Source organism: Cupriavidus sp. 01L46 (assembly GCF_056399905.1).
The window spans coordinates 1-23,401 of record NZ_JBFTSF010000042.1; the positions used below are offsets into that span (position 1 = coordinate 1).

The window sequence follows — 23,401 nt, forward strand, 5'->3', positions numbered from 1 at the left end:
CTCTTCGCCAAGACCCTGATCACCGCCGCCGCCCTTGCTGCCGCTTTCGTTGCCGGCACCGCTCAGGCTTCGGGCCCGAAGGACAGCACCTTCGCCGGTGACAAGTACGGCTACGTGTTCCGCACCACCACGCCCGACGCCTTCACCGATGGCGCCCGCAGCGGCAAGTTCGACCCGTTCACCGAAGGCGCACGCGTTGGCAAGGCTGACCCGTACACGGACGGTGCGCGCATCGTGGCCGGCCTGGATCGTAGCGGCGTGTCCGCCAGCCCGGCCCGCAGCGTTGACGCCTACACCGATGGCGCGCGTGGCGGCAAGTTCGACGTGTTCAGCGAAGGCGCCAATGCCTGAGCGCGGCAAGGGTATCCCGGCGATCGCCGCCTGGATGCCCGATACCCGATAGCAGTCGGGAAACAGAGTGAGCGTGAAATAGAGTAGGGGTGCATCATGAATTTACGGGACAGCTTCCTGATCCTGGCCGGCTGGGTGGTTCTCTGTGTCGCCAGTGGCTCTGCCATCACCGTGGTGGCGCAAGTGCTCCCGGCGTGAGCCGGCACAGGGCGGTAATAAGCGCAATGAAGGCGTAACTTGGGGCCAACTAAGCCGCCTTGTTGCGACTGCACACGAAATTGGCTTGAGGATCTATCGATAGATAGATAAGATCACGCTATGAAAACGCAATCCGTACGCGAACAACTGCTCGAACACACGCTGGTGCTTATTCGCCGGCGCGGTTTCAATGGTTTCAGCTACCGCGACCTGGCCGAACTGGTTGGCGTGAAGACGTCAAGCATCCACTATTACTTCCCCGCCAAGGACGACCTGGTGCTGGAGGCGGTGAAAGAATACAGCGCCCGCATCGCCGAGCGGCTGCGTAGCGTGGATGCCTCGCTTCCCCCTGCCGTGCAAGCCGAGGGCTACCTCAACTTCCTGCGTACCGCGGCCTGCGGCGACCAGATCTGCCTCGCGGGCATGCTGTCCACCGAGACGCTGTGCCTGCCGGAGTCGGTCCACGCCGAGCTCAAGGCGTTCTACCGCATGAACGAGAACTGGCTGATGGGGCTGATCGAGCGCGCGCAGAAGGAATACGGCAAGGTCTACCCGGTGACGGCTCGCGCGCTGGCGCAAGTGATCTACGGCGCGCTGCAGAACGGCCTGATCGTTGCGCGGCTGTTTGGGGCGCCCGAGCGGCTGGAGTCCGCCGCCGACCTGCTGATGGCTTCGGTATCCGAGTAATACGTATAAGACATCCGGGAAGTATCAGACGACATAGCAGCCCGCTGCTGGCACATGAAAAAGCCGACCCATCGAGGTCGGCTTTTTGTTTGCATTGCCCGCGCGTTTCAGCTTGCTGCGTGCTTCAGCACCTGCCACTTCTCGCCGGACTCCTGCACGCGGCCGTCCTGCACCAGCTTGAGCAGGTGCGCCAGCAGCGAGCGCTTTGCCACCGGGAGCATGCGCTCCGGCACGTCGTCATAGACCCGCAGGAGCAGGATATCGATGCCGGTTTCGCCAAGCTCTCGCAACGCGTTGAGCACCTTTGCCTCGCGCTGCATGCGATGGCGGATCAAAGTGCGGATGGCATCCGCGGGCCGGGGCATCAGGAAGCCGTGGCCGGGCGCAAGCCATTCCAGGTCCTCGTCCTGCAACGCGGCGAGCGAGCCCAGGTACGCGCGCATGTCACCGTCGGGCGGGTTGATGACGACGGTGGAGCCCTGCATCACGTGGTCGCCGGTGAACAAGGTCTTTTCTTCCTCGAGCAGGAAGCAAAGATGATTGGATGCATGTCCCGGCGTGTGGACGACGCGCAGCGTGCAGCCTTCGCCCAGCGCCAGGCGTTCGCCGTGCGCCAGGATGCGCTCGGGCTGGAAGGTCTGGTCCTGGCGTGGCGTCTGCGGCGCGGGGCGGCCCAGCACCGGCGCGCCGGTGGCGGCCTTGAGCCTGGATGTCGCCGGCGAGTGGTCGATGTGGGTGTGGGTGGCCAGGATCCAGCGGATCGGGCCGGGCATCGCTCGGGCGTATCCAGAGATGCTCCACGGCCTCGTCGCCATCGTGCGTGGCGGACTGGCCGGCGGGCGCCACGGCCACGAAAAAGCGTGTGTCGAAGCGCTTGGGCAAACCGGGTGGCGTCAGCCAGTGGCTGTGATACGCCAGGCGGTCCACCGCCAGGCGCACGCCAAGCCGCTCGCAGAGCTGCGCCATGCCCGGGCCGCCGCTGCGCGCGGACTGCCGCAGCCATGCCTGCTGCGCGGCATCCAGCGTGTCCAGCGCGATCAGCTTGCCGCCGGCATCGCTCGCGAACAGCAGGCCGGCTTCCTCGAAACACTCGCGCACGGCTGCCAGGTAGAAATCCAGGCCGCCGTCAGGCAGCTTGAGACGGGCGCTGGCCGCGGCATCGTCCAGGCCGGCGCAGACATCGTGCAGGGTTCTGTCCTGGGGGTCGAGCGTGCCGCCGGGAAAGACGAAGGCGCCGCTGCTGCGGTCGTCGTTGCGCTCGGGGCGGCGCACCAGCAGCACTTCCATGCCGGCCGCGCCATCGCGCACTACCAGGATGCTTGCGGCTTGACGCAGCGAGGGGGGGCGTGAGGGAGGAGGGCTTCCGCTCTGTTCTTGTTCGCGCATGTGGGGCGGTTCCTGATTGACTGGCTAGTATCAGGCGACAGTGTAGCGGCATCGCACGGTTATGCCACCAAGGGAAAGCGAGACGGTAAGCCGTGGGCGGGGCCGTCCCGCACTTGCGGGCAGGACGGCTGCGGTGGTGATTACTGGTTGGACGTCTTGTTCATCGCCGCGAATTGCTGCGTGAGGTAGGTTTTGGTGGAGTTCATCCGGCTCATCATCAGGTCAAGCTGCTGGAACTGCGCGCGATAGCGCGACATCGTGGCGTCGATCCCCGCGGAGGTGCGGGTGTAGGCGCTGTCGAGGTTCTTCAGGTCGGTGTTGATGCCTTCGGTGGCCGTCGTCAGCGCGCCCTTTGTCGCGCTGAACGATTTCACCATTTCCGCCAGCTGATTGCCATAGCCGGACTTGCCGTCGGCACCGCTGAACAGCTGCGCCACGCCGGTCCGGTTGGAGCCGAGTGCCTTGTTCAGCTTGGCGGTGTCGAGCCCCATGGAGCCATCGGCCTTGAACGAGATCCCGATCTGGGTCAGGTTGACCAGGCTGGCGTCGCCGGTGCCGGTCTGCGGCGTGTTGAACACGGAACGCAACTGGTTCTGGATCGTGCGCAGCGTCGCGTCGCCCAGCAGCGGCGACTGCGTGCCCTTGTTGTTCTTGTCGAAGGCGGACAGCTTGGCGGCGGTGCTTTGCAGCGTGTTGTAAGCGGTGACAAAGCTCTGCACGGCGCTAGACATCGCTCCGGTGTCGGTGACGGCGGTCACCGTGCTGTCGCCCTTGCTCAGCAGGTTCAGCGTCAGGCCCGGCGCGGCGCCTTGGACCGAGTTGGTCGGGCTGCTCACGTCGATGCCGTTGATGTTCAGCTTGGCATCGAGGGCCTCGATGTTCTGCTTCATGGCCTTGGTGCCGGCCGGGTCATACGCCAGCAAGCCGGCAATGGTGCTGGGGTCGCCGGCGCCGTTGCTGTCCACGGAGACGCGCATGCTGGATTTGGCGCCCGTGGCGTTGGACGTCAGCACCATGCGGTACGGCGTGCTGCCGCCATCGTTGACGATGCTGGCGGTCACGCCGGAATTGGATGCGTTGATCGCATCGCGGATGCCGGTCAGCGTGTTGTTGGTGCCGTTGATGTTGATCGAGGCGKGCTTGCCGGTGCCGGGCGTGAAGACGGCGCCCTCGGTAGTGCCGAACTCGATCGTGATCTTGGCGCTGCCCAGCAACATGCCCGTGCTGTCGGCGATGCCGTTGGACACGAGCGTTTGCGACTGCGCCAGCTGCGACACCTTGACCGCATAGCTGCCCGCCATCGCGGACTTGTCGGCCACGACGCCCAGCACGTTGGTGCTACTGGAGGTGGTAGTGGTGCTGTTGTACAGGCTCGCCGTGCCAAGCGCGCTGGCGGCATTCTGGAACGAAGCCAGCGCCCCTTGCAGCAGACCATAAGCGGAGAGCTTGGTGGTGTGGACGGTGGCCTTCTTGGTCAGGGCAGTGAGCTTGGTCTCTTCCGCCTTTTGCAGATTGTCCAGCAAGGTGCTCAGGTCCAGCTGGGACCCGACTCCTATCGAGGAAATAGCCATGGTTGCAATCCCTTAGTTGCGTGTTGGAGGAGGTCGGCCCGCCGAAGCGGCCCGGCTAGTCAGGAGAGCCAGTTGCGCGCGGATGATACGGCCGGCACGCAGGGCTTCCTCGGGCGAGGTACTGATCGATGGCGTCGCCATAGGCGTGCGCTGTATTGCKACAAGCCGCTGGTTCGTGGCAGGAAATCCGGTGCCCGTGGCCTGGCTGTCGCGTCGCCCTTGATGCTGTCGACACGAGGTTAGATACGGGTGCGCCGGGACAGCCGTGGGACGCCACTGGCCATTGAGATGTTGCTGACTTCACCCCGGCTCGCTGATCTGTCGGCTGTGTGCGCCGATCTTGTCCTCGTCTCGCGCTGAAGATGTGCGCATCGACCGAAAACAGGGGGTAACCCMGATCGTGTGCTTCACTCTTCACGCTCAAGATCGTAGTGGCGTGGACCTGGGGCCAATTGAGAGAATAGGGGGGGAAAGTCCGCGCATATCGTTTGGGTTGGCGCCGCGCACGGCGTGTCGCCAACCACAGCGAAACCCATCGCCGGGCCTGCAAAAAAATGCACCGCGGGACCGCTCATTTGCCATTAAGTTCGAGAGGGAGATGCCGATATGGACCGCAAGGGTTTGCTCGACGCAGCGGCAGTACTGGAAGACCTGGCGTCCGGCCTGCAGCCGGACCCGGCGCGCCTGGCGGCTGGCGCGCAGGCGCTGGAGGCCATGCACGCCGACCACCCCTCGTGGCGCGACATGACCGACGCTGCGTTCGGCCTGCAGGCGCTGGCCGCGGGCGGCGCGCTTGGCCTGGACGCGAAGGGGCGCGCACGCGCGGCCCGCCTGGCGGAGGTCGTGCGCAGCCTGGTCGATCCGTTGTAGGGCCAGCTGGCGGCGGTGCCTAAGCCAGCGACAGGACGAGGACCGCTGCGCCAACGACGGCAACCAGGTCCTCGATGACCGCCGCCGGCAAGTCCCTGCCGAATACCGCCGCAAGGCGCGCGCGCGCAGCCGCGCCGCCGAGCGTGCCGATCACCGCGCCCACGGCGCCAAGAATGCCCCCGCCCACCAGCATGCCGCCACCCGCGCCGATCGTGGCCCCGCACAGCGCTCCCGAGAGAATGCGCGCGCCGAACTGCGACGGCACCTTGCGGCTCGGCGTGCCGGGCAGCTTGTCGGTGATGAGCTCCACCGCGGCCAGCACGCTGAAGATCCATGGCGTGAACCGGTAGCCCATGAAGGCAAGCCAGCTGCCCGACAGATCCAGCAAGCCCGCGTGGACCGCCCAACTGACAGCGGCGGGTGCCGTCATGGCGCGCAGGCCAGCCACGATGCCGATAAAAAGCGAGAGCAAGTACAGGGTCATGGCGGCTGTCCTCAATCAAGGCTGGCAAAGGTGGCACGGCTGACGCAGTGCGCCTAAGCCGGTGCCGTGCGCGGGTACGTGCGCCAACCCGCTTGGCGAGTATGCCAGCGGCGCTTGTCGAAGCAAGCGTTTGAGCAAGAAGACGCGACCCCGCCCGGGGCTTGTGGCGCATCAGGCTGCGGTGCCGCGGCACCGGGAAAACCATTATTTAACACCATATCAAAAAACAATAACATTTATTGAATGTATATCAATTGATTGGGCGGACATCCGTTGTCGAGGCTGCCTGTCAGGCGACGGCACGATAGCCCGCGGGCCGATCGCAGCTCGCGGACCAGACCCGATCAAGGAGGAACAATGAAGAAAGCACTGGCCATGGCCGCGGCCACGCTCGCGGCACTGACCCAAGGGCAGGCGCAGGCCCAATCGTCCGTCACGATGTATGGCGTGGTGGACGCGGGCRTCGAATACCTGAACCGCGTGCCGAACACGGCAAAGCAGGGGGACAGCCTGTTCCGCATGACTTCCGGCAACATCGCCGGCAGCCGCTGGGGCATGCGTGGCGTGGAGGATCTCGGTGGCGGCCTGAAGGGTGTCTTTGTACTGGAAGGCGGCATGGTGCTCGATACCGGAGCGTCCTCGCAGGGCGGCCGGATCTTTGGACGCAAGGCCTATGTCGGCCTGGACAGCAGCACCTATGGCCAGTTCACGCTGGGCCGGCATCACAACCTGATGTTCGACCTGATCATCTCGTTCGACCCCATGTTCTTCGCGCCGAAGTACTCGTCGTTCAGCCACGACAGCTGGCTGGCGGGGCGCGTGGACAACGCGGCCAAATACACCGGCAAGTTTGGCGGGCTGACCGTAGCGGCGCTGTATAGCTTCKGGGTGGATTCCACGGTGGCCAACGGCTCGGAAGTGCCGGGCAACAGCCGCGTGGGGCGCGACATGAGCGCCGGATTTACCTACCAGGCCGGCCGTTTTCGCGTGGGCGGCGTGTATGACCAGCTCAACGGCAACAGCGCGGCGACAGCCGGCAAGACCGAGCGGCGCTATGTCGGCACGGCCGCGGTGGATCTGGAGGCGGTCAGCATCTATGTGGGCTACCGCAGGCTGGCGAGCCAGTTGCTGGCGTCGATGTCGCGCACGGACCTGATGTGGACCGGCGTGAACTGGAACCTGGCGCCGGCCGTTGCGCTGACCGGCGCCGTGTACAAGACCAATGACCGCACCTCGGGGAAGGACCCGATCTCCTTTGTGCTGTCGGCCGACTACCGGTTCTCCAAGCGTACCGATGCCTACCTGACGGCTTCCTACACGAAGAACAACGGCGGCTCCGCACTCAGCGCCAACGGCTATGACGGCTCGATTGTCCCTGGCGCCAATCCGCTTGGCGCGGTGGTGGGCCTGCGGCACAGCTTTTGAGCGGCGGCGCCTGTGGTGGGGCAAGGTTTACCATTATTTGACATGCACTCAAATAATGACTAAATTATTGAGACGGTAGCATTTAATCAAAGGAGACGTCGTGGCGGAGCAGAACAAGGCACAGGTAACAGCGGGCATGCGTGGCGCGTCGTGGGATGCACAACTGATGACGCGCCCTTACCAGATGGTCCCCTATGCGCTGGGTACCGCGGACGGCCAGCGCACGCTCGGCTTTCTCTTCACGGCGACCGGCAAGGAAAAGACGGTCGTTTCCATCATGCATCCCCGCGAGATGGCGATCACGCACTATCTCGTGCCGTTCATTCTCGACGCCGGCTGCGCCTGCTGGGTGCAGGGCCCCCGCTCCATCGGCAACGACCTGCGGCTGGAGCATGAGATCGCGTTGTTCGACGTGGCGGCAGGCATGACGCACCTGCGCGATCTGGGTTTCGCGCGCATCGTGCTGCTGGGCAATTCCGGCGGCGCTTCGCTGTACACCTTCTACAACCAGCAGGCGCTCACGCCGGCTGCGCAGCGCATCGCGCGGACCCCGGGCGGCCGTCCGACCAACCTGGCTGAGCTGCAGATGCCCACGGTTGACGGCATGATCCTGGTCTCTCCCCATCCCGGGCAGGGCAAGCTATTGATGACCGGGCTCGATCCCTCCGTTGTCGACGAGAACGACCCGATGCAAACCGATGCGTCGCTCGATCCGTTCTCCGCGGCGAACGGCTTCGACGCCGCCAGTGGACGCGGCAGCTATGCGCCGGACTTTGTCGCGCGCTACAGCGCCGCGCAGGAAGAGCGGGTGAAGCGGATCGACGAGCACGCCAGGCAACTGCTGCGCCGCAAGCAGGCCGCCCGCCAGCGCATCAAGGCAGGCGCCGGCAGCGAGCTGGACCGGCGTGTGGCCGCGCATGCGCCCATCTTCCACGTCTGGCGCACGGACGCTGACCTGCGGTCCTGGGACATTACCCTGGACCCGTCGGACCGCCAAACGGGCACGCTGTGGGGCAAGGACCCCTTTGTTTCCAACTGGGGCAGCGTTGGCTTCGCACGCGTGGTGACGCCGGAGTCCTGGCTGTCGACCTGGTCGGGCCTGACTTCCAACGCATCGCTGTACAAGACCATCGGCGCGGTGCACCAGCCCACGCTGCTGCTGGAATACACCGGCGACCAGTGCACGTTCCCCGCCGATATCGAGTCCATCTACGCGCAGATCGGCAGCACGGAGAAGCGCCACATCCGCGTGCGCGGCAATCACCATGGCATGGCACTGAGCCGCGACGAGGAGCCGGGCCAGCGTATCGCCGGTGCGCACATCGTCGAGTGGCTGCGCGAACTGATGGTGTAAGGAGAGTCATCCCGCGCGCCGCAGGCCAATGTGGCGCGCTGACAGACAACAACAGAAAACAGAAAACAGAAATCTGACAAGCAAGGGTAGAGAGACATGATGCAATCCCAATCGGTACGGCCCCAGGAATTGCTGGCGGGGGTCAGGTACCCCGACGAAGACCGGCTGCGGCGCTATGTTGCCGACGGCGTGCTGACGCAAGAAACGCTGACAGGGGCCTTCCGCGCATCGTTTGCGACCCATGCGGACCGGCTCGCGCTGGTGGGCCCGGAAGGCCGGCTGACCTACCGCGACCTGGACGAGAAGACCGAACGCCTTGGCGCCGCGCTGCTGGCGCTGGGCCTGCGGCCCCTGGATCGCGCGGTGTTCCAGTGCGGCAACAGCAATGAGCTGCTCCTGGCGTTCCTGGGCTGCCTGAAAGCGGGCATCATTCCGCTTTGCTCGCTCCAGGCGTTCCGCAAGCTGGAACTCGGCTACCTCGGCAAGCTCTGCGAAGCCCGTCTGCATGTCGTGCAGGGCGACGACACCAAGTTCGACGACGTGGCCTTCGCGCAGGAAATACAGGCCGAAGTGCCGAGCTTATCCATCATCCTGCAAACACGTGGCGAGCGTCGTGGCAGCGCGCTGCTGCTAGCCGACCTGATTGAAGAGATGCCGCTGGCCCACGCGCGCGCGATCCTGGCGGGCGTGACGCTCGATCCCTTCCAGGCCGCCGTGTTCCAGCTCTCGGGCGGCACCACGGGCGTGCCGAAGATCATCCCGCGCTTCCAGAGCGAGTACCTCTACAACATGCGCGCAGTGGCGGCGTGCAATGGCTACACGAAGGACGACGTGCTGTTCTTCCCCACGCCGTACATGCACAACCTCAACATGGGCTGCTTCTTCGGCCCGTTCCTGCTGACTGGCGCCACATTGACGGTCACGCCGGATCTTGGCGAGGAAAGCCTGCGCGGCCTGGTGCGCGACTACCAGCCTACCTGGTTCGGCGTGGCCGGGCCGATCCTCACGCGCATTGCGCCGGAACTGGAGCAGTCGGATGCCAGCGCGCGGGCGCGCAGGAATTTCGTCGCCCCCAAGAACGCCGCGGGCCTGACCCGCCTGACGGGCTCGCCCACGCACCATATCTTCGGMATGACCGAGGGCGTGATCATGTTCACCCGCAAGGATGACCCGCAAGAGATCCGCGACACCTCCGTCGGCAGCCCGGTGTCCACGCATGACGAGGTCAAGCTCGTGTCACCGGGCACAGAGGATCCCGTGGCCGACGGCGAACCCGGCGAGGCCCTGTTCCGCGGGCCTTACACCATCCGCGGMTACTACAAATCCGAGAAGGAGGACGTGACGCGCTTCACCGCGGACGGCTTCTACCGCTCCGGTGACCTGATGACGTCGCGCGTGGTGGACGGCAAACGTTACTACTTCTTCTTCGGGCGCATCAAGGATGTGGTGGATCGCGGCGGCGAGAAGATCAATGCCGAGGAGCTGGAGAACGTCGTCAACCTGCACCCGGGCGTGTTGGCCTGCGCTGTAGTGGGCATGCCCGACCGCGTCTATGGCGAGCGCGTGTGCGCCTTCGTCATACCCAAGCCGCCCGCAAGCGACCTTACGCTGGCGCAACTGACCCAATACCTGCAGGAAGCCGGCCTGGCCAAGTTCAAGTGGCCAGAGCGGCTCGAAGTCGTCCAAGAGTTCCCGCTGACCGCATCCGGCAAGCTCAGCAAGGTGCTGTTGCGCCAGCAGATCATCCAGTTGCTCGAGGCCGAGACGGCTGGCAACACCGTAACCGAAGGGAAGTGAAATGACCGAAGCGAAACACCTTGTCGGCGTGCCGTCCGTGCAGTTGCATGGCGTGCATCACACCGCGCGTCCCACCTGGAAGCTGGCCCAGACCGTACATTTCTACCGAGACCTGCTTGGCCTGCCGCTGGTCCACGCCATCTCGGCCAAGGGCTGGGGCCCGGACAATCATGCGGACTTCCTGCACTTCTTCTTCGATAGCGGCAACAGCAGCACCATTGCCTTCTTCTACTACATCGGCACCGAGCGGCCGGACTGGCTGGCGGTGCGCGAGCACTACCAGGATCGCGCCACGCACACCGCCTGGCGCGTGCGCGACGAAGCGGAGCTGCTGGAATGGCGCCAGCGCGTGGAAGCGGTCGGCATTCCGGTGCGCTACCAGATCCGCCACGAGGTCATCGAGTCGATCTACTTCAACGATCCCAACGGCTATCCGATCGAGATCACCTGGCAACTGCGCCCGTTCAGCGAGGCCGATGCGCTTGACGCGGCGCTGACCATCGAGGCAGCCATGCAGCTGGAGAAGGCGGCGGACGCCGCCACGGCTTTCACGTCCATCGAGCCGGTCTGGCAACGCAAGGCCGTGCAGATCGGCACGGCACCGGAGCAGGCTGGCAAGGCATCGGTCTATGTGCTGGACGTGCCGGAGTTTGCCGCGCTGATTAGCGTGGCGCGTACTACCGACGGCTATGCCACCACCTCGCTGAAAAACGGCTATGTGCGCATCGACGGCAATCCGCAGATCTGCTTCCGGCGCAAGGCGCTAGGCTTCAAGCCGGCAGTCTGGTATGGCGCGCTGACCGGCGGCCTGGTCGGGCGCATCGTCCAGTTCGATATGGACGCGCTGGTGATTTCCCCGGAGGAGGCGCAATGAAAGCCGCAATGAAAGCCGCGATGAAAGTGGCCATCATCGGGGGCGGCCCTTCCGGGCTCTTCCTCTCCATCCTGCTCAAGGAGCGGCTGGCACCGGTGGAGATCGACATCTACGAGCAGAACCCGGAGGACGCCACCTTCGGCTTCGGCGTGGTGCTCGCCGACACCGGCCTGTCCAACCTGCGCGCCGCATCCCCGGCGGTGGTCGACGAGCTCGCCAAGGCGATGCGCTTCAGCGACCGGCACACCATCGTGAGCCACGAGGCGCCGATCACCATGAAGCGCCCCGGCGCGGGCGGCGGCGCGATTCCTCGCATCCAGCTGCTGTCGGTGTTGCAGGCGCGTGCCCGCGAGCTCGGGGTGCGCGTGACTTACAACAAGCGCATCAGCGACTTTGCGGCCATCGAAGCCGACCTGATCGTGGGTGCCGATGGCGTCAACTCGCTGCTGCGGGCGTCTAACGAGGGGGGCTTCGGCACCACGCGCCACAACCTGACCAACCACTTTGCCTGGTACGGCGTGGCGAAGGCGTTCCCGAATCCGGCCCTGGTGTTCCGGCAGTACGAGGGCGGCTATTTTGTCGCGCATTACTACCCGTATTCGGACGCCATGAGCACGTTCGTGGCTGAGTGCGACCACCGGACCTGGCAGGATTTCGATATGGACGCAATGTCCAACGCGGCGCGCCAGGCCTTGTTCGAGACGGTGTTCGGCGCGGAGCTGGGTGGCTACAAGCTGGTCTGCAACAACTCGAACTGGCGCCAGTTCCCGGTCGTGATCAACCAGACCTGGCACGTCGGCAACCAGGTGCTGATCGGGGACGCGCTGACCAGCGCCCACTTCTCGATCGGCTCGGGTACCCGGATCGCCATGGAAGACGCGATCGCGCTGGCCGAGGCCATCGTCGCCTTCCCCGGCGATGTGCCGGCGGCGCTGCAGCGCTACGACGAGGTGCGCCGCCCGCAAAAGGCCAAGCTCATCCGCGCCTCGGAGGCTTCGTACAACTGGTACGAGCGTATCCGCGAATGGATGAACCTGGCGACGCCGCATGAGTTCGTCTACCGCTTCATGACCCGCACCGGCCGCGTGGATGTGAGCCGGCTGCGCGAACAGTATCCCACCCTGATCGCCGAGCTGGCGGCCGCGGGCGTCACCGATCTCACCGCGCCGCAGCCATGATGCGCGCCACCGAATACGTGCTGAGCGAGCAGCCGTTCGTGGTGCGCCGCACCGTGCGCTGGGGCGATTGCGATCCCGCTGGCGTGGTGTACACGGGCCGCTTCACCGACTACCTGCTGGGCGCGGTCGGGCTGTTTGCCGACCACATGGCCGGCGGCGCGGGGCGGCTGGGCGAGGCGCACGGCGTGGGCACGCCGTGCAAGGCGATGCGCTTCGAGTTCATCGGCACGTTGTGGCCGGACGACGTGATCGACATCGAGTGCTTCGTCGAAGCCATCCGTACGCGCTCCTATGACATCCGCTGCATCGCCAGGCGTCCCGGCGGGGCGCCGGTGTTCGATGCCGTGTTTTCCCCGGTCTGCGTGCGGCTGGACGAGCGCGTGGGCACGCCGATCCCGGATTCCCTGCGCGCCGCGCTAGGCGCGTTCCTGCGCAAGCCGGCCGCAGAGCCCCGGACTTAACGAGAACAAGCGAACAAGCGAACCCAAGATGAATTACCGAATTGGCCAGATCGTCCCCAGCTCCAACATCACGATGGAGCGCGAAGTGCCCGCCATCTTCGCCGGGCGCATGCAGCAACTGCCACAGCGTTTCTCCTTTCATTCCAGCCGCGTGCGCATGCACCGCGTGGTGGCGCAAGAGCTGGAGCGCATGAACCGCGACATGGGCCGCTGCGCGCTGGAGCTTGCCGATGCGCGCGTGGATGTGATGAGCACGGCCTGCCTGGTGGCCACGATGTGCATGGGCAAGGGCTACCACCGGCAAGTGATTGAAGACCTCAACGCGGCTATCGCCGATGCACCTTACCGGCCCGCGATCATGACCTCGGCCGGCGCGCTKGTCGAAGAGCTGAAGGACTTTGGCGCCAGGCGCATTGCGCTGATGGCGCCCTACAGCGATGCGCTGACGCGCACCGTGGTCGAGTACATCGAAAGCGAAGGCATCGAGGTCAAGGACGCGATCAACTTTTCGATCCTCGATAACCTGGAGGTCGGCGAGCGCGATCCGCTGCAATTGCTGGAGGACGTGAAGCGCCTGGACACCGCCGGCGTGGACACGGTGGTGCTGTCCGCCTGCGTGCAGATGCCGTCGTTCGCGGCGATTGAGCGCGCGCAGCTGGCGCTGGGCGTGCCCGTCACCTCCACGGCTGTCTGCACGGCGCGGCAGATGATGCGGCGCCTGGGCCTCGAAGCGGTGGCGCCGGATGCCGGCGCGTATCTCGGCAGCAAGACCGGGCTGGTGTAAGGGCCGTAAGTGCCCGAGGAGACGACATGATGCAAGAAACCGATGGAACGGCGTCCCGGACTGGACGTTGGCCTTATATCGCGGTAGTGCTGGGCGCGGCGCTGGGCATGCTGGCCGGCTATGCGCCGCTGTTCAATGCCACCGCTGGCGTGTTCGTGCGCCCGCTGGCCGCTGAGTTCGGCTGGGGCCGCTCGGAGGCGTCGCTTTCCTACGCGGCCTCGATGTTCGGGCTGGCGGTGGTGAGCCCGCTGGTCGGGACCATGATGGACCGCTACGGCATCCGGCGCGTGATCGCCGTGTCCGCGGTGGTCTTCGGCATCGCCACGGCGTGCATGGCACTGCAGGACGGCAGCAAGGCCATGTGGATCAGCCTGTCCGTGGTGGTAGGCGTGTTCGGCGCGGCCACGTCGGTGCTCGGCTATCTCGCCGTGCTGCCGCAGTGGTTCGACCGCCGTCTTGGCCTGGCGCTTGGCGTTGCCATGTGCGGCCTGGGGGCCGGCACCATATTGATGCCAGCCGCCGCGCAGTATCTGGTGACCGGATATGGCTGGCGCACTGCCTATGTGGCGCTGGGCGCCGGGTCGATCGTCTTGTCCTTGCTGGCGTGCTCGCTGTTGCGGGAACGCAAGACGGCGGGAAGGCCGCAGGGTGCCGCGCGCGGCCAGGTGGTTGACGGCGTGCCGTTTGCCGAGGCGCTGCGCAGCTATCGCCTGTGGGCCATCTGGGCGGTGTTCGTGCTGGGGTCCTCCGCTACGCTGTCGCTTGGGCCGCATCTGCCGGCAATGTTTGCCGATCGGGGCTTCAGCCCGGCGGACGCAGCGCGCAGCGCCTCGATGGTTGGCATCGGCCTGCTGATCGGCCGCATCCTGACCGGCGTGCTGATCGACCGGATCCACGCACCATTCGTCGCCTGCGTGTTCTTCGGCGGTGGCGCGCTGGGCATCTTCCTGCTGCGCTCGGCGCATGACTACCAGGCGTTGCTGCTCGCCACCTCGCTGATTGGCCTCACCATCGGTGCGGAAGGCGACCTGATCTCGTACCTGGTGCGTTCGTACTTCGGCTTGCGCTCCTTTGGTGCCTTGTTCGGCATCGCGTTTTCCGGCTATGGCTTTGGCGCGGTGCTCGGCCCGATCGGGCTCGGCGCCTGGTTCGACCGCCATGGCAGCTACGATGCGCCGCTGCTGGCACTGTCCTGCATGCTGTTGCTGGCCGCCGCGCTGACGCTTTCCCTTGGCCGCTACCGGCGGGCGGGCGAGCTGCCGGCCGTGACGCCGGCGGCCGCCGGCGCCTGAGCACGGGTCAGGACCGGACCTGGCCCGTTGACAGGTAGAATTAGCACGGGCGCAATTATCAAGCCGCGCCACCTGTGCCGATCCGCCACTGACCTATGCCAGCCGCCAAGAAAACCGCCACCGTAGCCGAACCCCCTCCCGCCATGCCGCGCCGCCGGGGCCGTCCGCCCAAGACGGACTCGCCGATCGGCGCGGAGGCGACGCTGAGCCGGGTCGCCATCCTGCAGCGCGCCATTGAACTAACGAAGACCATGCCGCTGGACCAGATCTCCATGGTCCAGCTGGCCAAGGATTTCGGCGTGGCACCCGGGCTCATCCACTATTACCTGGGCGGGCGGGATCAACTGGTTTCCGGCGTGCTGAATGACTACTACCGGCAGCGGCTGGGCCGGCTCTCGTCGCTCACCGGGGACTGGCGCCGCGACGTGGAGTCTTTCTCGCGGCTGAGTTTCCAGGTGGCGATCGAAAACCCCGGCGTGAGCATCTATGTGGCCTCGCACAACCGGTTCCGGCTGTTCCAGGATGTGCAGCCGGGGGAGACCGACTACGGGATGGAGTTTTTCAACCGCATGACGTCGGCCATGATGCAAGGCGGGTTCAATGCGGACCAAGTCGCGCTTGGCTATCACCTGCTGGCGCAATACCTTGTTTCCGCCAGCATGGCGGAGGCTTCCCGCCAGTTGCCGGCCTACCACCAGGCCTTCATCGAGAACAAGCTGGAGTCCGTGTCGCCGCTGCAATATCCCGGCGCCCGCTTTGTCAGCAAGTCGTTCTCGCGGTTGAGCTCGGACATGGCGTTCGAGGAAGGGCTGCGCATTACCTTGGACGGCATCGAGGGATGGAAACGGGGTGCAGGCCTTGCCGCCATCCCAGTGGCCAGCGGTGCCGCCACGCCGCGCAAGCCCCGCGTCAAGAAAGCCTGACTTTTCCACGCCTTCGGGCTCGATGACGGCGAGAGCGCATTGCGCCTCGCCGCGTCCGCTGATTTCCCTCTCCGCTTGCACAGGCCCCCGCCGAGCAACGCAGGCATCCCTACAGCATCGACTCCACCTGCGCCAGCAGCTTGCCCAGCGCGAGCTCCATCACCGCGCGCTCCTGGGGGGAAAGCGCGGACATCAGCGTCTCGTGCCGGCTGGAGGCGATCCGCATGATCTTCTCAAACAGCGGCTTGCCTTCGGCTGACAGCGAGATCAGCACCGCGCGGCCGTCGGTGGGGGATGGCTCGCGCCTGACCAGGCCTTGCTTGATGAGGTGATCGGCCGCGCGGCTGGCCTGGCTTTTGTCCAGGTTGGCGAAGCGCGCAAGGTCGATGACCAGGAAGGGGCCGAACTCGCCGATGGCGGCGAGCGTCCTGGCTTCGCTGAGCGACAGGCCTAGCGCTTCCGAATAGGCCTGCGCGATGCCGCGGTCGAACTGCTTGACGATGCGGTGCAGGCGGTACGTGGCGAAGCCGGAGAGGGAGAGCTTGGGGCTCGTCATGATGCGCGGCCAGGCGTGTTGTCCGCGTCCGTTGCTTCGAAGCTGCGCGAGACCTCATCGAGCAATCGCGTCGCATCGGCAAAGCCGGCATGGCGGCTGAGCGCCAGCAGCGCTACGCGGGCCAGGTAGAGCGGAGTGTCGTGCTCGCCGAGCGCGGTCATGCGGTAGCACATCGCCGTGTAGATTTCATCGAGCTCGGTCGGGCTCATGGTCGTTTGCATAGGGTTCTCCGGCCTAGAGGCCATTTCCAAAAGATGCTGGCGTCGTTGCGCGGCCTTGGCCGTACCACTTGTACTGTCTGCGGCCGCGCGCCTAGCCAGAACCGCTTCGCTTCATTTTGAAACAGCCTCTTAGGCGATCTGCATGGCAAGGGCGATGGCGTTGCGCACATCGCCGGCGCGGGCTTGTCGCCAGCGGCCGCTGACGTAGCCATCCGGGCGGACCAGGTAGAGCGTACCGTCGACGGCGTCCAGTGCGCGCCGCACGGCATCCTGCGGATCGGTCAGCCGTCCCGCCGCGGGCGCCGTGCCCGCAATCAGGTGGCAATCCAGTTCCAGGCCGCTGTCGCATAGCTGGCGCAGCCCGGGCACGGCGTCGTCCAGGTCCTGGCCGGCGCCGGCAAAGCAAAACGCGGTGAAGCCTTTGCCGATGCAGCGGACCAGCGAAGTCGGTGCGCCGTGCGGGCCGACCAGCGGCATGTCAGTCAGCGCGGCGCCCGGCGCCGGACCGGCCTTGAAGGCAGGGTCGTCCGTCGCGGCAATGGGCGAGTCGGCAAAGACCGCCGGACTGGTCTGGCGCGGGTTGATCAGCGAACGCAGTTCCGCGTGCGCCGCCGATAGCCCCAGCACGGCTTCACGCATCAAGGCAAAGGCAGGCGAGGGCGGGGCCATGAACTCCGTGCTCTTCGCGCCGAAGCGCATGTTCTCGCGCGCCGCCGCCACGCGCTCCGTGGAGTAGGAGGGCAGCAAGCCGGGGGAAGCCTTGCCGCGCACGGCAAGGGCGAGCTTCCAGGCGAGGTTGAAGGCATCGTCGAAGCCGCTGTTCAGGCCGCGCACGCCAAAGATGGGCACCAGGTGCGCGGCGTCGCCGGCAAAGAGCGTGCGGCCGTGCACGTAGCTATCCAGCGTGAGGCACTTCGCGTTGTAGATCGAGATCCACAGCGGCTCCCACGGCGCGGTCACGCCCATCATCTTGAGGTGGCTCGCCACGCGCGGCAGCACGTTTTCCGGCTTGACGGCCTGCTCCGCATCCTCGTGCTCGCCGACCTGGTAGTCGATGCGCCACACCTGGTCCGGCTGCTGGTGCAGCAAGATGGTGGAGCCGGGGTTGGACGGCGGATCGAACCACGCCAGCCGCTCGACCTCGCGCGGGGCGTCGATAGCGATATCCACGATGACGTAGCGGCCCTCGTACTGCATGCCGCGCAATGACAAGCCTAGCGCATCGCGCACGGCGCTGCGGCCGCCGTCGGCTGCCACCAGCCAGTCCGCACGCACCGTGTAGGCATGGTCGCCCGCGGCTACCGCCAGCGTCACGCCGTTGCTGTCTTGCGTGACGGCGGTAACGCGGTTCTGCCAGCGGATTTCGATCAGGTCCGGGTAGCGCGCGATGGCGTCGAGCAGGTATTGCTCGATGTAGTACTGCTGGATGTTGACCATGGGCGGAAAGACCTGCCCGGGTTCGTGCGCCATGGTGAAGTGCAGCACCTCCTCGTTGCGGTAGTAGCTGCGGCCGCCCGCCCAGGCGAGGCCTTTGTCCAAGACCGGGGCGGCGACCCCGAGCGCGTCGAGGATTTCCAGCGAGCGCCGGGAGATGCAGATGGCCCGGCTGCCTTCACAGGTGCCGTCGTCCGCCTCCAGCACCACGCTGGGGATGCCGTGGCGGGCCAGGGCTAGCGCGGCGGCCAGCCCGACGGGCCCGCCGCCGGCGATGACGACCTGGCGCGGGGCATCCATGCCGCCGGGGTGCAGCACCGGCAGGGATGCGGCGTGGACTTCGCGCTGGTACATGTCTTGTCTCCTGGTTGTGTGCGCAACCAGTTCAAGATAATCCAATCTAGTTGCGTGCGCAACCAGATTGCCTGGTCCCGATCAGAATGCCACCATCGCAAAGTCTTCCTTGCCCACGTCGCACAGCGGGCAGCGCCAGTCGTCGGGAATGTCTTCCCAGCGGGTACCGGGTGCGATGCCGTCCTCCGGAAGGCCTGCGGCCTCGTCATAGACCCAGCCGCAGATGATGCACACCCATTGCTTGAACGCGCCGGTGGCGGCGGATGCGGCCTTTGCCGCGATGGGGGCTTCCGGCTGCGCGGCGGCCTTCTCTTGTTCCGGCTCGTCCAGGCTGAAGACAAGCGGCGCCGCCGTGGCTTCGCCGCCGGGCGCCAGGCGCGCCTGCAACAGTGCAAGCAGCGCCTGTGCCTCTTCCGTGGTCAGGTCGATCCAGTATGGATCGCCCGCGCCGTCGTTCAGGCGCTTCGGGGAAAACTGGATCTCTACTGCGGTGCCTTTCGTGTACATGCGATCAGGGGGGCGGGTATCGGGTTTCTTGGTTTTTGGGTTTTGTGCAGGGTAAGGATTAGACAGGAAAAAGCACGCCGGCAAGCCATTGCTGGAAATCGGCTACCACGTCGGCGGTCAGGTCATGGCCAATGGGGTAGCGCCGCGACTGATGCGGCACACCCAGCGCGTCCAGCCACTGGTCCGCGCGCTCGGCCCACGCGACGGGCAGCTTGTTGTCGAACTCCCCGTGCGCGATAAAGGCCGATAACCCGGCAAGCGTCTCAGGCGGGGCGAGGTGCGGCTCGATCTCCGGCAGGATGCGCCCGCTCAGCACGGCAAAGCCCGCCACGTCGGCTGGCGCGCTCAGGCCAACGCTGGCGCTGAGGATGCCGCCCTGGCTGAAGCCGGCGATCACCGTGCGCRCGGGCAGGGCGCCATCCTGCGCATGGAGGGCACGGACGAAGGCAATCAACTGCTGGCGGCTGCGCTCCGCCTGGACTGCGTTGATGGCGGGCGCGCCACCGGCGAAGCTGACCTCGAAAAAGCCATGCTGGCCGGGCCCGAAGGTGAGCGGGCCTTGCACCAGCACCACGTCCACGCGCGGGTCGATACGGGTGGCCACCGGCGCGAGGCTGGTCTCGTTGCTGCCTACGCCGTGCAGCAGCAGGAGCCGCGCGGCAGGCGCTGCGGCCGCATCCGCTTGCGCCTTTCGCAAGCGATAACGCAGGCCGGTCGCGGGGTCTTCGGCCAGCGGGCCGATTTCATTGCGGGTGGTGTTCATATCGTCTCGCGTGGCTGTGAACAAGGAATCGGGCAAGGGGATCAGGCAAGGGTTCAGGCAGGGAATCAGGCCGCAACGGGCTGCGCGGCTAGCGGCCGGACTTGGCCGAGTACATACGATTCCATCGACAAGATCCCGTAGGTGATGCCGCCGTCTATCACCGCCAGCGGCTCGCCTGCTTCGGCTGCGCCGATGGCCACCAGCAGCGGCAGGAAGTGCTCGTCGGTCGGGTGCGCGCGCTCCGCGTGCGGGGCCTGGCGCCGGTAATCGATCAGCGGCTGCAAGTCTGCGGTGCGCATGGCGCTGCGCACMGCCTCGCGTACCCACTGCGTGAATGCTGCCACGTACGGGGCATCGCCGCCGCCATGGCCGCGGAATTCATGGAGGTTGTGCGTCATGCTGCCGGAGGCGACGATCAGCACGCCCTGCTCGCGCAGCGGCGCCAGCKCACGGCCCAGCGCCAGCGCGCCGGCCGGGTCCAGCGGCTGCGGCAGCGACACCTGGAACACCGGCACCTGCGCATCGGGATACAGGTGGCGGATCGGCACCCAGGCGCCGTGATCCAGGCCGCGCTGCGGATCCAGCCCGGCGTTGAACCCGGCCTGCGCCAGCAGCGCCACCGTGCGCTCGGCCAATGCCGGATGCCCGGCCGCCGGGTAGCGGATCTCGTACAGGGCACGCGGGAAGCCGCCGAAATCGTGGATGGTCTCGGGCTGTGCACTTGCCGTCACGCGCACGCCGCCTCGCGTTTCCCAGTGGGGCGAGACCACCAGCACCGCCTTGGGCGCCGGCAGCACACGGCCTAGCGCGGCGAGTTGCGGGCCGGCCAGGCCCGGCTCGATGGCGAAGGTGGGCGCGCCATGGGAGACAAACAGGACGGGAAGTGCGGTAGACATCTCGGATTCTCCGGTGGCCACGGCAAAACCCGCGGCGTGCAACGACATAGGGAATCTCGCTAGTCTATTGATTCATCCGGCAGTCATAAACCGCCGTTCGTGTGATATATAGTCCCGATTATCGAGACAATGAGCCAATGCCGAGGCTACCCCATGGACCGCGCCCTGGAAATGACCGTATTCACCGCCGTGGTCGACGCCGGCAGCTTTGTCGGTGCGGTCGAGGGCCTGCGCATGTCCAAGGCCGCGGTCTCGCGCCATGTGGATGCGCTGGAACAGCGCCTGGGCGTGCGCCTGCTGCAGCGCACCACACGCCGGCTGTCGATGACCGAGGAAGGGCGCATTTTCTACCAGCGCGCGCGCGAAGTGCTGGCGGCGCTGGATGATGCCGAATCCGAGATCACGTCCCGCAAGCAGGAACCCAGCGGGCTGATCCGTATCAACGTGCCGCTCACATTTGGCATCCTGCACCTCGCGCCGCTCTGGAGCGCCTTCATGGCGGCGTATCCGCAGGTTGATCTCGATATCACCCTCAATGACCGTGTGGTGGACCTGGTCGACGAAGGTTACGACCTTGCCGTGCGCATCGGCGACATGCCAAGCTCCGCGCTGATCAGCCGCAAACTGGTCGCAACCCGCATGGTGCTATGCGCGTCGCCCGCCTACCTGGCGCAGCACGGCGCGCCAACCCATCCGCATGAACTGGCCGGGCACCGCGTGCTGGCCTATACCAACTGGTCCGGGCGCGACGAATGGCAGTTCGATGGCCCGCACGGCAAGGTCAGCGTGAGCACCCGCGCCCGGGTGTATTCCAACAATGGCGACACGTGCCGCGCCATTGCGCTGGCGCATGGCGGCATCATGCTGCAGCCGAGCTTCATGCTCCAGGACGACTTGCGGCGCGGGGACCTGGTTGAACTGATGCCCGAGTTCCGCGCGATCGAGATCGGCGTGTACGCCGTGTATCCGACGCGCAAGCAGTTGCCGCTCAAGGTGCGCCGGCTGGTGGACTTTCTGGTGGAGGCGTTTCGGGATGTGTCTTGGGGGTAGGGGGCTGCCACTTATCGCTTTCACAGTCCCTTAGGCAACAACGCCGCCCGCGATTCACGCATGGCCCGCGCAATCAGTTGCTGGCGCTCGCGCGGCATGCGGGCCAGMGTGGAGGCCACGCTGATGCCCGCCACCGGCTCGCCGTCCGTGTTGTGCACCGCCATGCCCACGGCCAGCACGCCGCGGGTGGCGTGATTGCCGATCACGGACCAGCCGCGCTCGCGCGTGGCGCGCACCAGGATATTCATGCGCTCGGGCGTCATGCCGCCATAGTGGCCTAGCGCCGCGGCATTGGCGGCGATGCATTGCGCCACGTCGTCTTGCGGCAGCGCCGCCAGCAGGGCCAGCCCGGCGGCGCCGACGCCCAGCGGCTGGCGCGTGCCGACCTGGATCACGAGGATCTGCACCGGGTGCGTCCCGACATGGCGCGCGATGCAGTGCGAGATCGCGCCTTCGCGCACGATGGCGAAGGCGGCATCCCCACAGGCGGCACTCACGCGTGCCAGCACTGGCTGTAGCCGTGCCGCCAGGCCATCGGTGGCATGCGGCTGCGCAAGCGCCGACAGGCGCGGCCCCGCCACGTAGCGAAAGCGCCCGCGCTGCGCCACATAGCCGCTTTCCATCAAGGTGGCCAGCAGGCGGTAGACCGTGGCGCGCTCCAGCGCCGCGATGCGGCACAGGTCGACTACGCGCAGGCCTTCGCGGCCGCTGGCCAGCACCGCATCCAGCAATTGCAGGCCGCGCCGCAGCGTGCGGCTGCCGCTGTCTTCGGCGGGCTGGGCAGCATCGGCGGCGTCGGGAAGGGGGCCGAGGGCTGCCTTGCCTTTGGCAGAAACGTCCGACAGGCGGACGTTTTGATTGGCGGAGCGGGCAGGCATGGGGAAGAATTTCTCGGTCGATGGAAGCCACCCGCAGTATGCCGCAGCGCGGCCAGAAGGGGGMCAGCTACGGCATTGCACTGCCAAAACAGGAGACAAACCATGACCTTGCATCATGCCCCGCGCCGGCGCCTGTTGGCGTTCGCGGCGGCCCTCAGCCTGGCCGCCGGCCTGGCGCTGCCGCTTCATGCCCAGCCCAGCGCCCAGGCTGCCTGGCCCACCAAGCCCATCAAGCTCGTGGTTGGCTACGCCGCCKGCGGCGCCACGGACGTGATCGCGCGCATCATCGCGCTCAAGCTGGGCGAGCAGCTGGGCCAGCCGATGGTGGTGGACAACCGGGCGGGCGCCAATAGTAACGTGGGCGCCGAGGTGGTGGCCAAGTCCGTGCCCGATGGTTACACGCTCTACGTCTACACCATCGCCAACACCATCAACGCGTCGCTGTACGACAAGCTTGGCTACGACCCGCAAAAGGACTTCGAGCCCATCGGGCTGATCGCCAGGATTCCCAACATCCTGGTGGTGAACCCCAAGCTGCCGGTGAAAACCCTTGCCGACTACATCCGTTTTGCCAAGGCGTCGCAGGACGGCATCACCTTTGCGTCGTCGGGCAGCGGCTCGTCCATCCACCTGTCGGGCGAGATGTTCAAGATGCAGGCCCGGCTGAACATGCTGCACATCCCGTATCGGGGCAGCGCGCCGGCGGTGACCGACCTGCTGGGCGGGCAGGTGCAATCGATGTTCGACAACACGCCTTCGGCCCTGCCGCACGTGAAGGCGGGGCGGTTGCGCGCCATTGCCATCACCAGCGCCCAGCGCTCGCCGCTGCTGCCCGAGGTGCCGACTGTTGCCGAGTCGGGCTTTCCCGGCTTTGACGTGCAATCGTGGTTCAGCCTGGCCGCGCCCGCCGGCACGCCGCGGCCGGTGATCGAGCGCCTGAACTCGGCCCTCAACAAGGTGCTGGCCGCGCCCGACGTGCGCCAGCGCTTGCAGGATCTGGCGGCCACCCCCGAGCCTGGCACGCCTGAGCAATTGCGCCGCCTGATCGCGGCGGAAACCAAGCGCTGGCATGACGTGGTGAAACAGTCCGGCGCCAAGGCCGAATAA

The 23,401-nt window shown here is 66.3% G+C and carries 22 protein-coding genes and 2 pseudogenes; 14 read left to right on the top strand and 10 right to left on the bottom strand.

Going from position 1 to position 23,401, the window contains the following annotated elements; translation table 11 throughout:
- Positions 1–351 (top strand): annotated as a pseudogene (locus AC1DS3_RS10110) (copper resistance protein CopQ); the annotation flags it as partial.
- A gap of 318 nt (positions 352–669) precedes the next feature.
- A complete protein-coding gene (locus AC1DS3_RS10115) occupies positions 670–1,236 on the top strand; it encodes a TetR/AcrR family transcriptional regulator (RefSeq protein WP_441631845.1) in 567 nt (188 codons plus the stop codon).
- Positions 1,237–1,343: 107 nt separating this feature from the next.
- Here the strand turns inward: AC1DS3_RS10115 and AC1DS3_RS10120 are convergent.
- Both AC1DS3_RS10120 and fliD read right to left on the bottom strand, forming a co-directional pair.
- Positions 1,344–2,622 (bottom strand): annotated as a pseudogene (locus tag AC1DS3_RS10120) (MBL fold metallo-hydrolase).
- A 140-nt stretch (positions 2,623–2,762) separates the two neighbouring features.
- Entirely contained in the window at positions 2,763–4,193 is a 1,431-nt protein-coding gene (gene fliD / locus AC1DS3_RS10125; protein ID WP_477127104.1) for a flagellar filament capping protein FliD, read from the bottom strand.
- 606 nt (positions 4,194–4,799) lie between these two features.
- Here fliD and AC1DS3_RS10130 point away from each other — a divergent pair.
- Positions 4,800–5,063 carry a hypothetical protein gene (locus tag AC1DS3_RS10130; RefSeq protein WP_441631849.1) on the top strand — a complete coding sequence of 88 codons (264 nt, stop codon included), beginning with the start codon at positions 4,800–4,802 and terminating at the stop codon, positions 5,061–5,063.
- A gap of 19 nt (positions 5,064–5,082) precedes the next feature.
- Here the strand turns inward: AC1DS3_RS10130 and AC1DS3_RS10135 are convergent, their stop codons facing one another.
- On the bottom strand, positions 5,083–5,547 hold the full coding sequence (locus tag AC1DS3_RS10135) for a DUF4126 domain-containing protein (RefSeq protein WP_441631851.1): 465 nt from the start codon (positions 5,545–5,547) through the stop codon (positions 5,083–5,085).
- A 357-nt stretch (positions 5,548–5,904) separates the two neighbouring features.
- Here AC1DS3_RS10135 and AC1DS3_RS10140 point away from each other — a divergent pair, with 357 nt between their 5' ends.
- The 9 genes from AC1DS3_RS10140 to AC1DS3_RS10180 all read left to right on the top strand — a co-directional run bounded on the left by AC1DS3_RS10140 (position 5,905) and on the right by AC1DS3_RS10180 (position 15,635).
- The gene (locus AC1DS3_RS10140; RefSeq protein WP_477127105.1) at positions 5,905–6,972 is read left to right on the top strand and encodes a porin; all 1,068 of its coding nucleotides are present in this window, start codon (positions 5,905–5,907) and stop codon (positions 6,970–6,972) included.
- A gap of 166 nt (positions 6,973–7,138) precedes the next feature.
- Positions 7,139–8,326 (top strand): alpha/beta fold hydrolase, encoded by a 1,188-nt coding sequence (locus AC1DS3_RS10145; RefSeq protein ID WP_441632124.1) that lies wholly within the window; start codon positions 7,139–7,141, stop codon positions 8,324–8,326.
- 96 nt (positions 8,327–8,422) lie between these two features.
- Positions 8,423–10,123 carry an AMP-binding protein gene (locus tag AC1DS3_RS10150; protein ID WP_441631854.1) on the top strand — a complete coding sequence of 567 codons (1,701 nt, stop codon included), beginning with the start codon at positions 8,423–8,425 and terminating at the stop codon, positions 10,121–10,123.
- Position 10,124: 1 nt separating this feature from the next.
- A complete protein-coding gene (locus AC1DS3_RS10155) occupies positions 10,125–10,997 on the top strand; it encodes a VOC family protein (protein ID WP_441631856.1) in 873 nt (290 codons plus the stop codon).
- 20 nt (positions 10,998–11,017) lie between these two features.
- Positions 11,018–12,175, top strand: coding sequence for an FAD-dependent monooxygenase (locus AC1DS3_RS10160; RefSeq protein ID WP_441632126.1), 1,158 nt, complete (start codon positions 11,018–11,020; stop codon positions 12,173–12,175).
- Positions 12,172–12,636 carry an acyl-CoA thioesterase gene (locus AC1DS3_RS10165; protein WP_441631858.1) on the top strand — a complete coding sequence of 155 codons (465 nt, stop codon included), beginning with the start codon at positions 12,172–12,174 and terminating at the stop codon, positions 12,634–12,636. The genes AC1DS3_RS10160 and AC1DS3_RS10165 overlap by 4 nt, the downstream gene beginning before the upstream one ends.
- 28 nt (positions 12,637–12,664) lie before the next feature.
- Positions 12,665–13,420, top strand: a complete 756-nt coding sequence (locus tag AC1DS3_RS10170; protein ID WP_441631860.1) for a maleate cis-trans isomerase family protein — start codon at positions 12,665–12,667, stop codon at positions 13,418–13,420.
- Positions 13,421–13,449: 29 nt separating this feature from the next.
- Entirely contained in the window at positions 13,450–14,712 is a 1,263-nt protein-coding gene (locus tag AC1DS3_RS10175) for an MFS transporter (RefSeq protein WP_441632128.1), read from the top strand.
- A gap of 95 nt (positions 14,713–14,807) precedes the next feature.
- Positions 14,808–15,635 (top strand): TetR/AcrR family transcriptional regulator, encoded by an 828-nt coding sequence (locus tag AC1DS3_RS10180; protein ID WP_441631862.1) that lies wholly within the window; start codon positions 14,808–14,810, stop codon positions 15,633–15,635.
- A gap of 109 nt (positions 15,636–15,744) precedes the next feature.
- Here AC1DS3_RS10180 and AC1DS3_RS10185 read toward each other — a convergent pair whose 3' ends face one another.
- The 6 genes from AC1DS3_RS10185 to AC1DS3_RS10210 all read right to left on the bottom strand — a co-directional run bounded on the left by AC1DS3_RS10185 (position 15,745) and on the right by AC1DS3_RS10210 (position 20,366).
- Entirely contained in the window at positions 15,745–16,191 is a 447-nt protein-coding gene (locus AC1DS3_RS10185) for a MarR family winged helix-turn-helix transcriptional regulator (protein ID WP_441631864.1), read from the bottom strand.
- Positions 16,188–16,412, bottom strand: a complete 225-nt coding sequence (locus AC1DS3_RS10190) for a hypothetical protein (RefSeq protein ID WP_441631866.1) — start codon at positions 16,410–16,412, stop codon at positions 16,188–16,190. Before AC1DS3_RS10190 ends, AC1DS3_RS10185 begins: the two co-directional genes overlap by 4 nt.
- Positions 16,413–16,541: 129 nt before the next feature.
- Positions 16,542–18,200 (bottom strand): FAD-dependent monooxygenase, encoded by a 1,659-nt coding sequence (locus AC1DS3_RS10195; protein ID WP_441631868.1) that lies wholly within the window; start codon positions 18,198–18,200, stop codon positions 16,542–16,544.
- A gap of 81 nt (positions 18,201–18,281) precedes the next feature.
- Positions 18,282–18,707, bottom strand: coding sequence for a rubredoxin (locus tag AC1DS3_RS10200; protein ID WP_441631870.1), 426 nt, complete (start codon positions 18,705–18,707; stop codon positions 18,282–18,284).
- 58 nt (positions 18,708–18,765) lie between these two features.
- Positions 18,766–19,470, bottom strand: coding sequence for an alpha/beta hydrolase (locus tag AC1DS3_RS10205; RefSeq protein WP_477127106.1), 705 nt, complete (start codon positions 19,468–19,470; stop codon positions 18,766–18,768).
- A 65-nt stretch (positions 19,471–19,535) separates the two neighbouring features.
- Positions 19,536–20,366 (bottom strand): dioxygenase family protein, encoded by an 831-nt coding sequence (locus AC1DS3_RS10210; RefSeq protein WP_477127107.1) that lies wholly within the window; start codon positions 20,364–20,366, stop codon positions 19,536–19,538.
- Positions 20,367–20,519: 153 nt separating this feature from the next.
- Between AC1DS3_RS10210 and AC1DS3_RS10215 the strand changes: the two genes are divergently transcribed.
- The gene (locus AC1DS3_RS10215; protein WP_441631876.1) at positions 20,520–21,416 is read left to right on the top strand and encodes a LysR family transcriptional regulator; all 897 of its coding nucleotides are present in this window, start codon (positions 20,520–20,522) and stop codon (positions 21,414–21,416) included.
- Positions 21,417–21,436: 20 nt separating this feature from the next.
- Here AC1DS3_RS10215 and AC1DS3_RS10220 read toward each other — a convergent pair whose 3' ends face one another.
- Positions 21,437–22,294 carry an IclR family transcriptional regulator gene (locus tag AC1DS3_RS10220; RefSeq protein WP_441631878.1) on the bottom strand — a complete coding sequence of 286 codons (858 nt, stop codon included), beginning with the start codon at positions 22,292–22,294 and terminating at the stop codon, positions 21,437–21,439.
- A 102-nt stretch (positions 22,295–22,396) separates the two neighbouring features.
- Between AC1DS3_RS10220 and AC1DS3_RS10225 the strand changes: the two genes are divergently transcribed.
- Entirely contained in the window at positions 22,397–23,401 is a 1,005-nt protein-coding gene (locus AC1DS3_RS10225; protein WP_477127108.1) for a tripartite tricarboxylate transporter substrate binding protein, read from the top strand.

What these genes read in the sequence shown, in the direction of transcription:
- AC1DS3_RS10155 (WP_441631856.1), top strand. Translation starts at nt 10,125, where the DNA reads ATGACCGAAGCGAAACACCTTGTCGGCGTGCCGTCCGTGCAGTTGCAT.
- AC1DS3_RS10195 (WP_441631868.1), bottom strand. Translation starts at nt 18,200, where the DNA reads ATGTACCAGCGCGAAGTCCACGCCGCATCCCTGCCGGTGCTGCACCCC.
- AC1DS3_RS10200 (WP_441631870.1), bottom strand. Translation starts at nt 18,707, where the DNA reads ATGTACACGAAAGGCACCGCAGTAGAGATCCAGTTTTCCCCGAAGCGC.
- AC1DS3_RS10180 (WP_441631862.1), top strand. Translation starts at nt 14,808, where the DNA reads ATGCCAGCCGCCAAGAAAACCGCCACCGTAGCCGAACCCCCTCCCGCC.
- AC1DS3_RS10145 (WP_441632124.1), top strand. Translation starts at nt 7,139, where the DNA reads ATGACGCGCCCTTACCAGATGGTCCCCTATGCGCTGGGTACCGCGGAC.
- AC1DS3_RS10135 (WP_441631851.1), bottom strand. Translation starts at nt 5,547, where the DNA reads ATGACCCTGTACTTGCTCTCGCTTTTTATCGGCATCGTGGCTGGCCTG.
- AC1DS3_RS10165 (WP_441631858.1), top strand. Translation starts at nt 12,172, where the DNA reads ATGATGCGCGCCACCGAATACGTGCTGAGCGAGCAGCCGTTCGTGGTG.
- AC1DS3_RS10175 (WP_441632128.1), top strand. Translation starts at nt 13,450, where the DNA reads ATGCAAGAAACCGATGGAACGGCGTCCCGGACTGGACGTTGGCCTTAT.
- AC1DS3_RS10190 (WP_441631866.1), bottom strand. Translation starts at nt 16,412, where the DNA reads ATGCAAACGACCATGAGCCCGACCGAGCTCGATGAAATCTACACGGCG.
- AC1DS3_RS10130 (WP_441631849.1), top strand. Translation starts at nt 4,800, where the DNA reads ATGGACCGCAAGGGTTTGCTCGACGCAGCGGCAGTACTGGAAGACCTG.
- AC1DS3_RS10115 (WP_441631845.1), top strand. Translation starts at nt 670, where the DNA reads ATGAAAACGCAATCCGTACGCGAACAACTGCTCGAACACACGCTGGTG.
- AC1DS3_RS10160 (WP_441632126.1), top strand. Translation starts at nt 11,018, where the DNA reads ATGAAAGTGGCCATCATCGGGGGCGGCCCTTCCGGGCTCTTCCTCTCC.
- AC1DS3_RS10185 (WP_441631864.1), bottom strand. Translation starts at nt 16,191, where the DNA reads ATGACGAGCCCCAAGCTCTCCCTCTCCGGCTTCGCCACGTACCGCCTG.
- AC1DS3_RS10215 (WP_441631876.1), top strand. Translation starts at nt 20,520, where the DNA reads ATGGACCGCGCCCTGGAAATGACCGTATTCACCGCCGTGGTCGACGCC.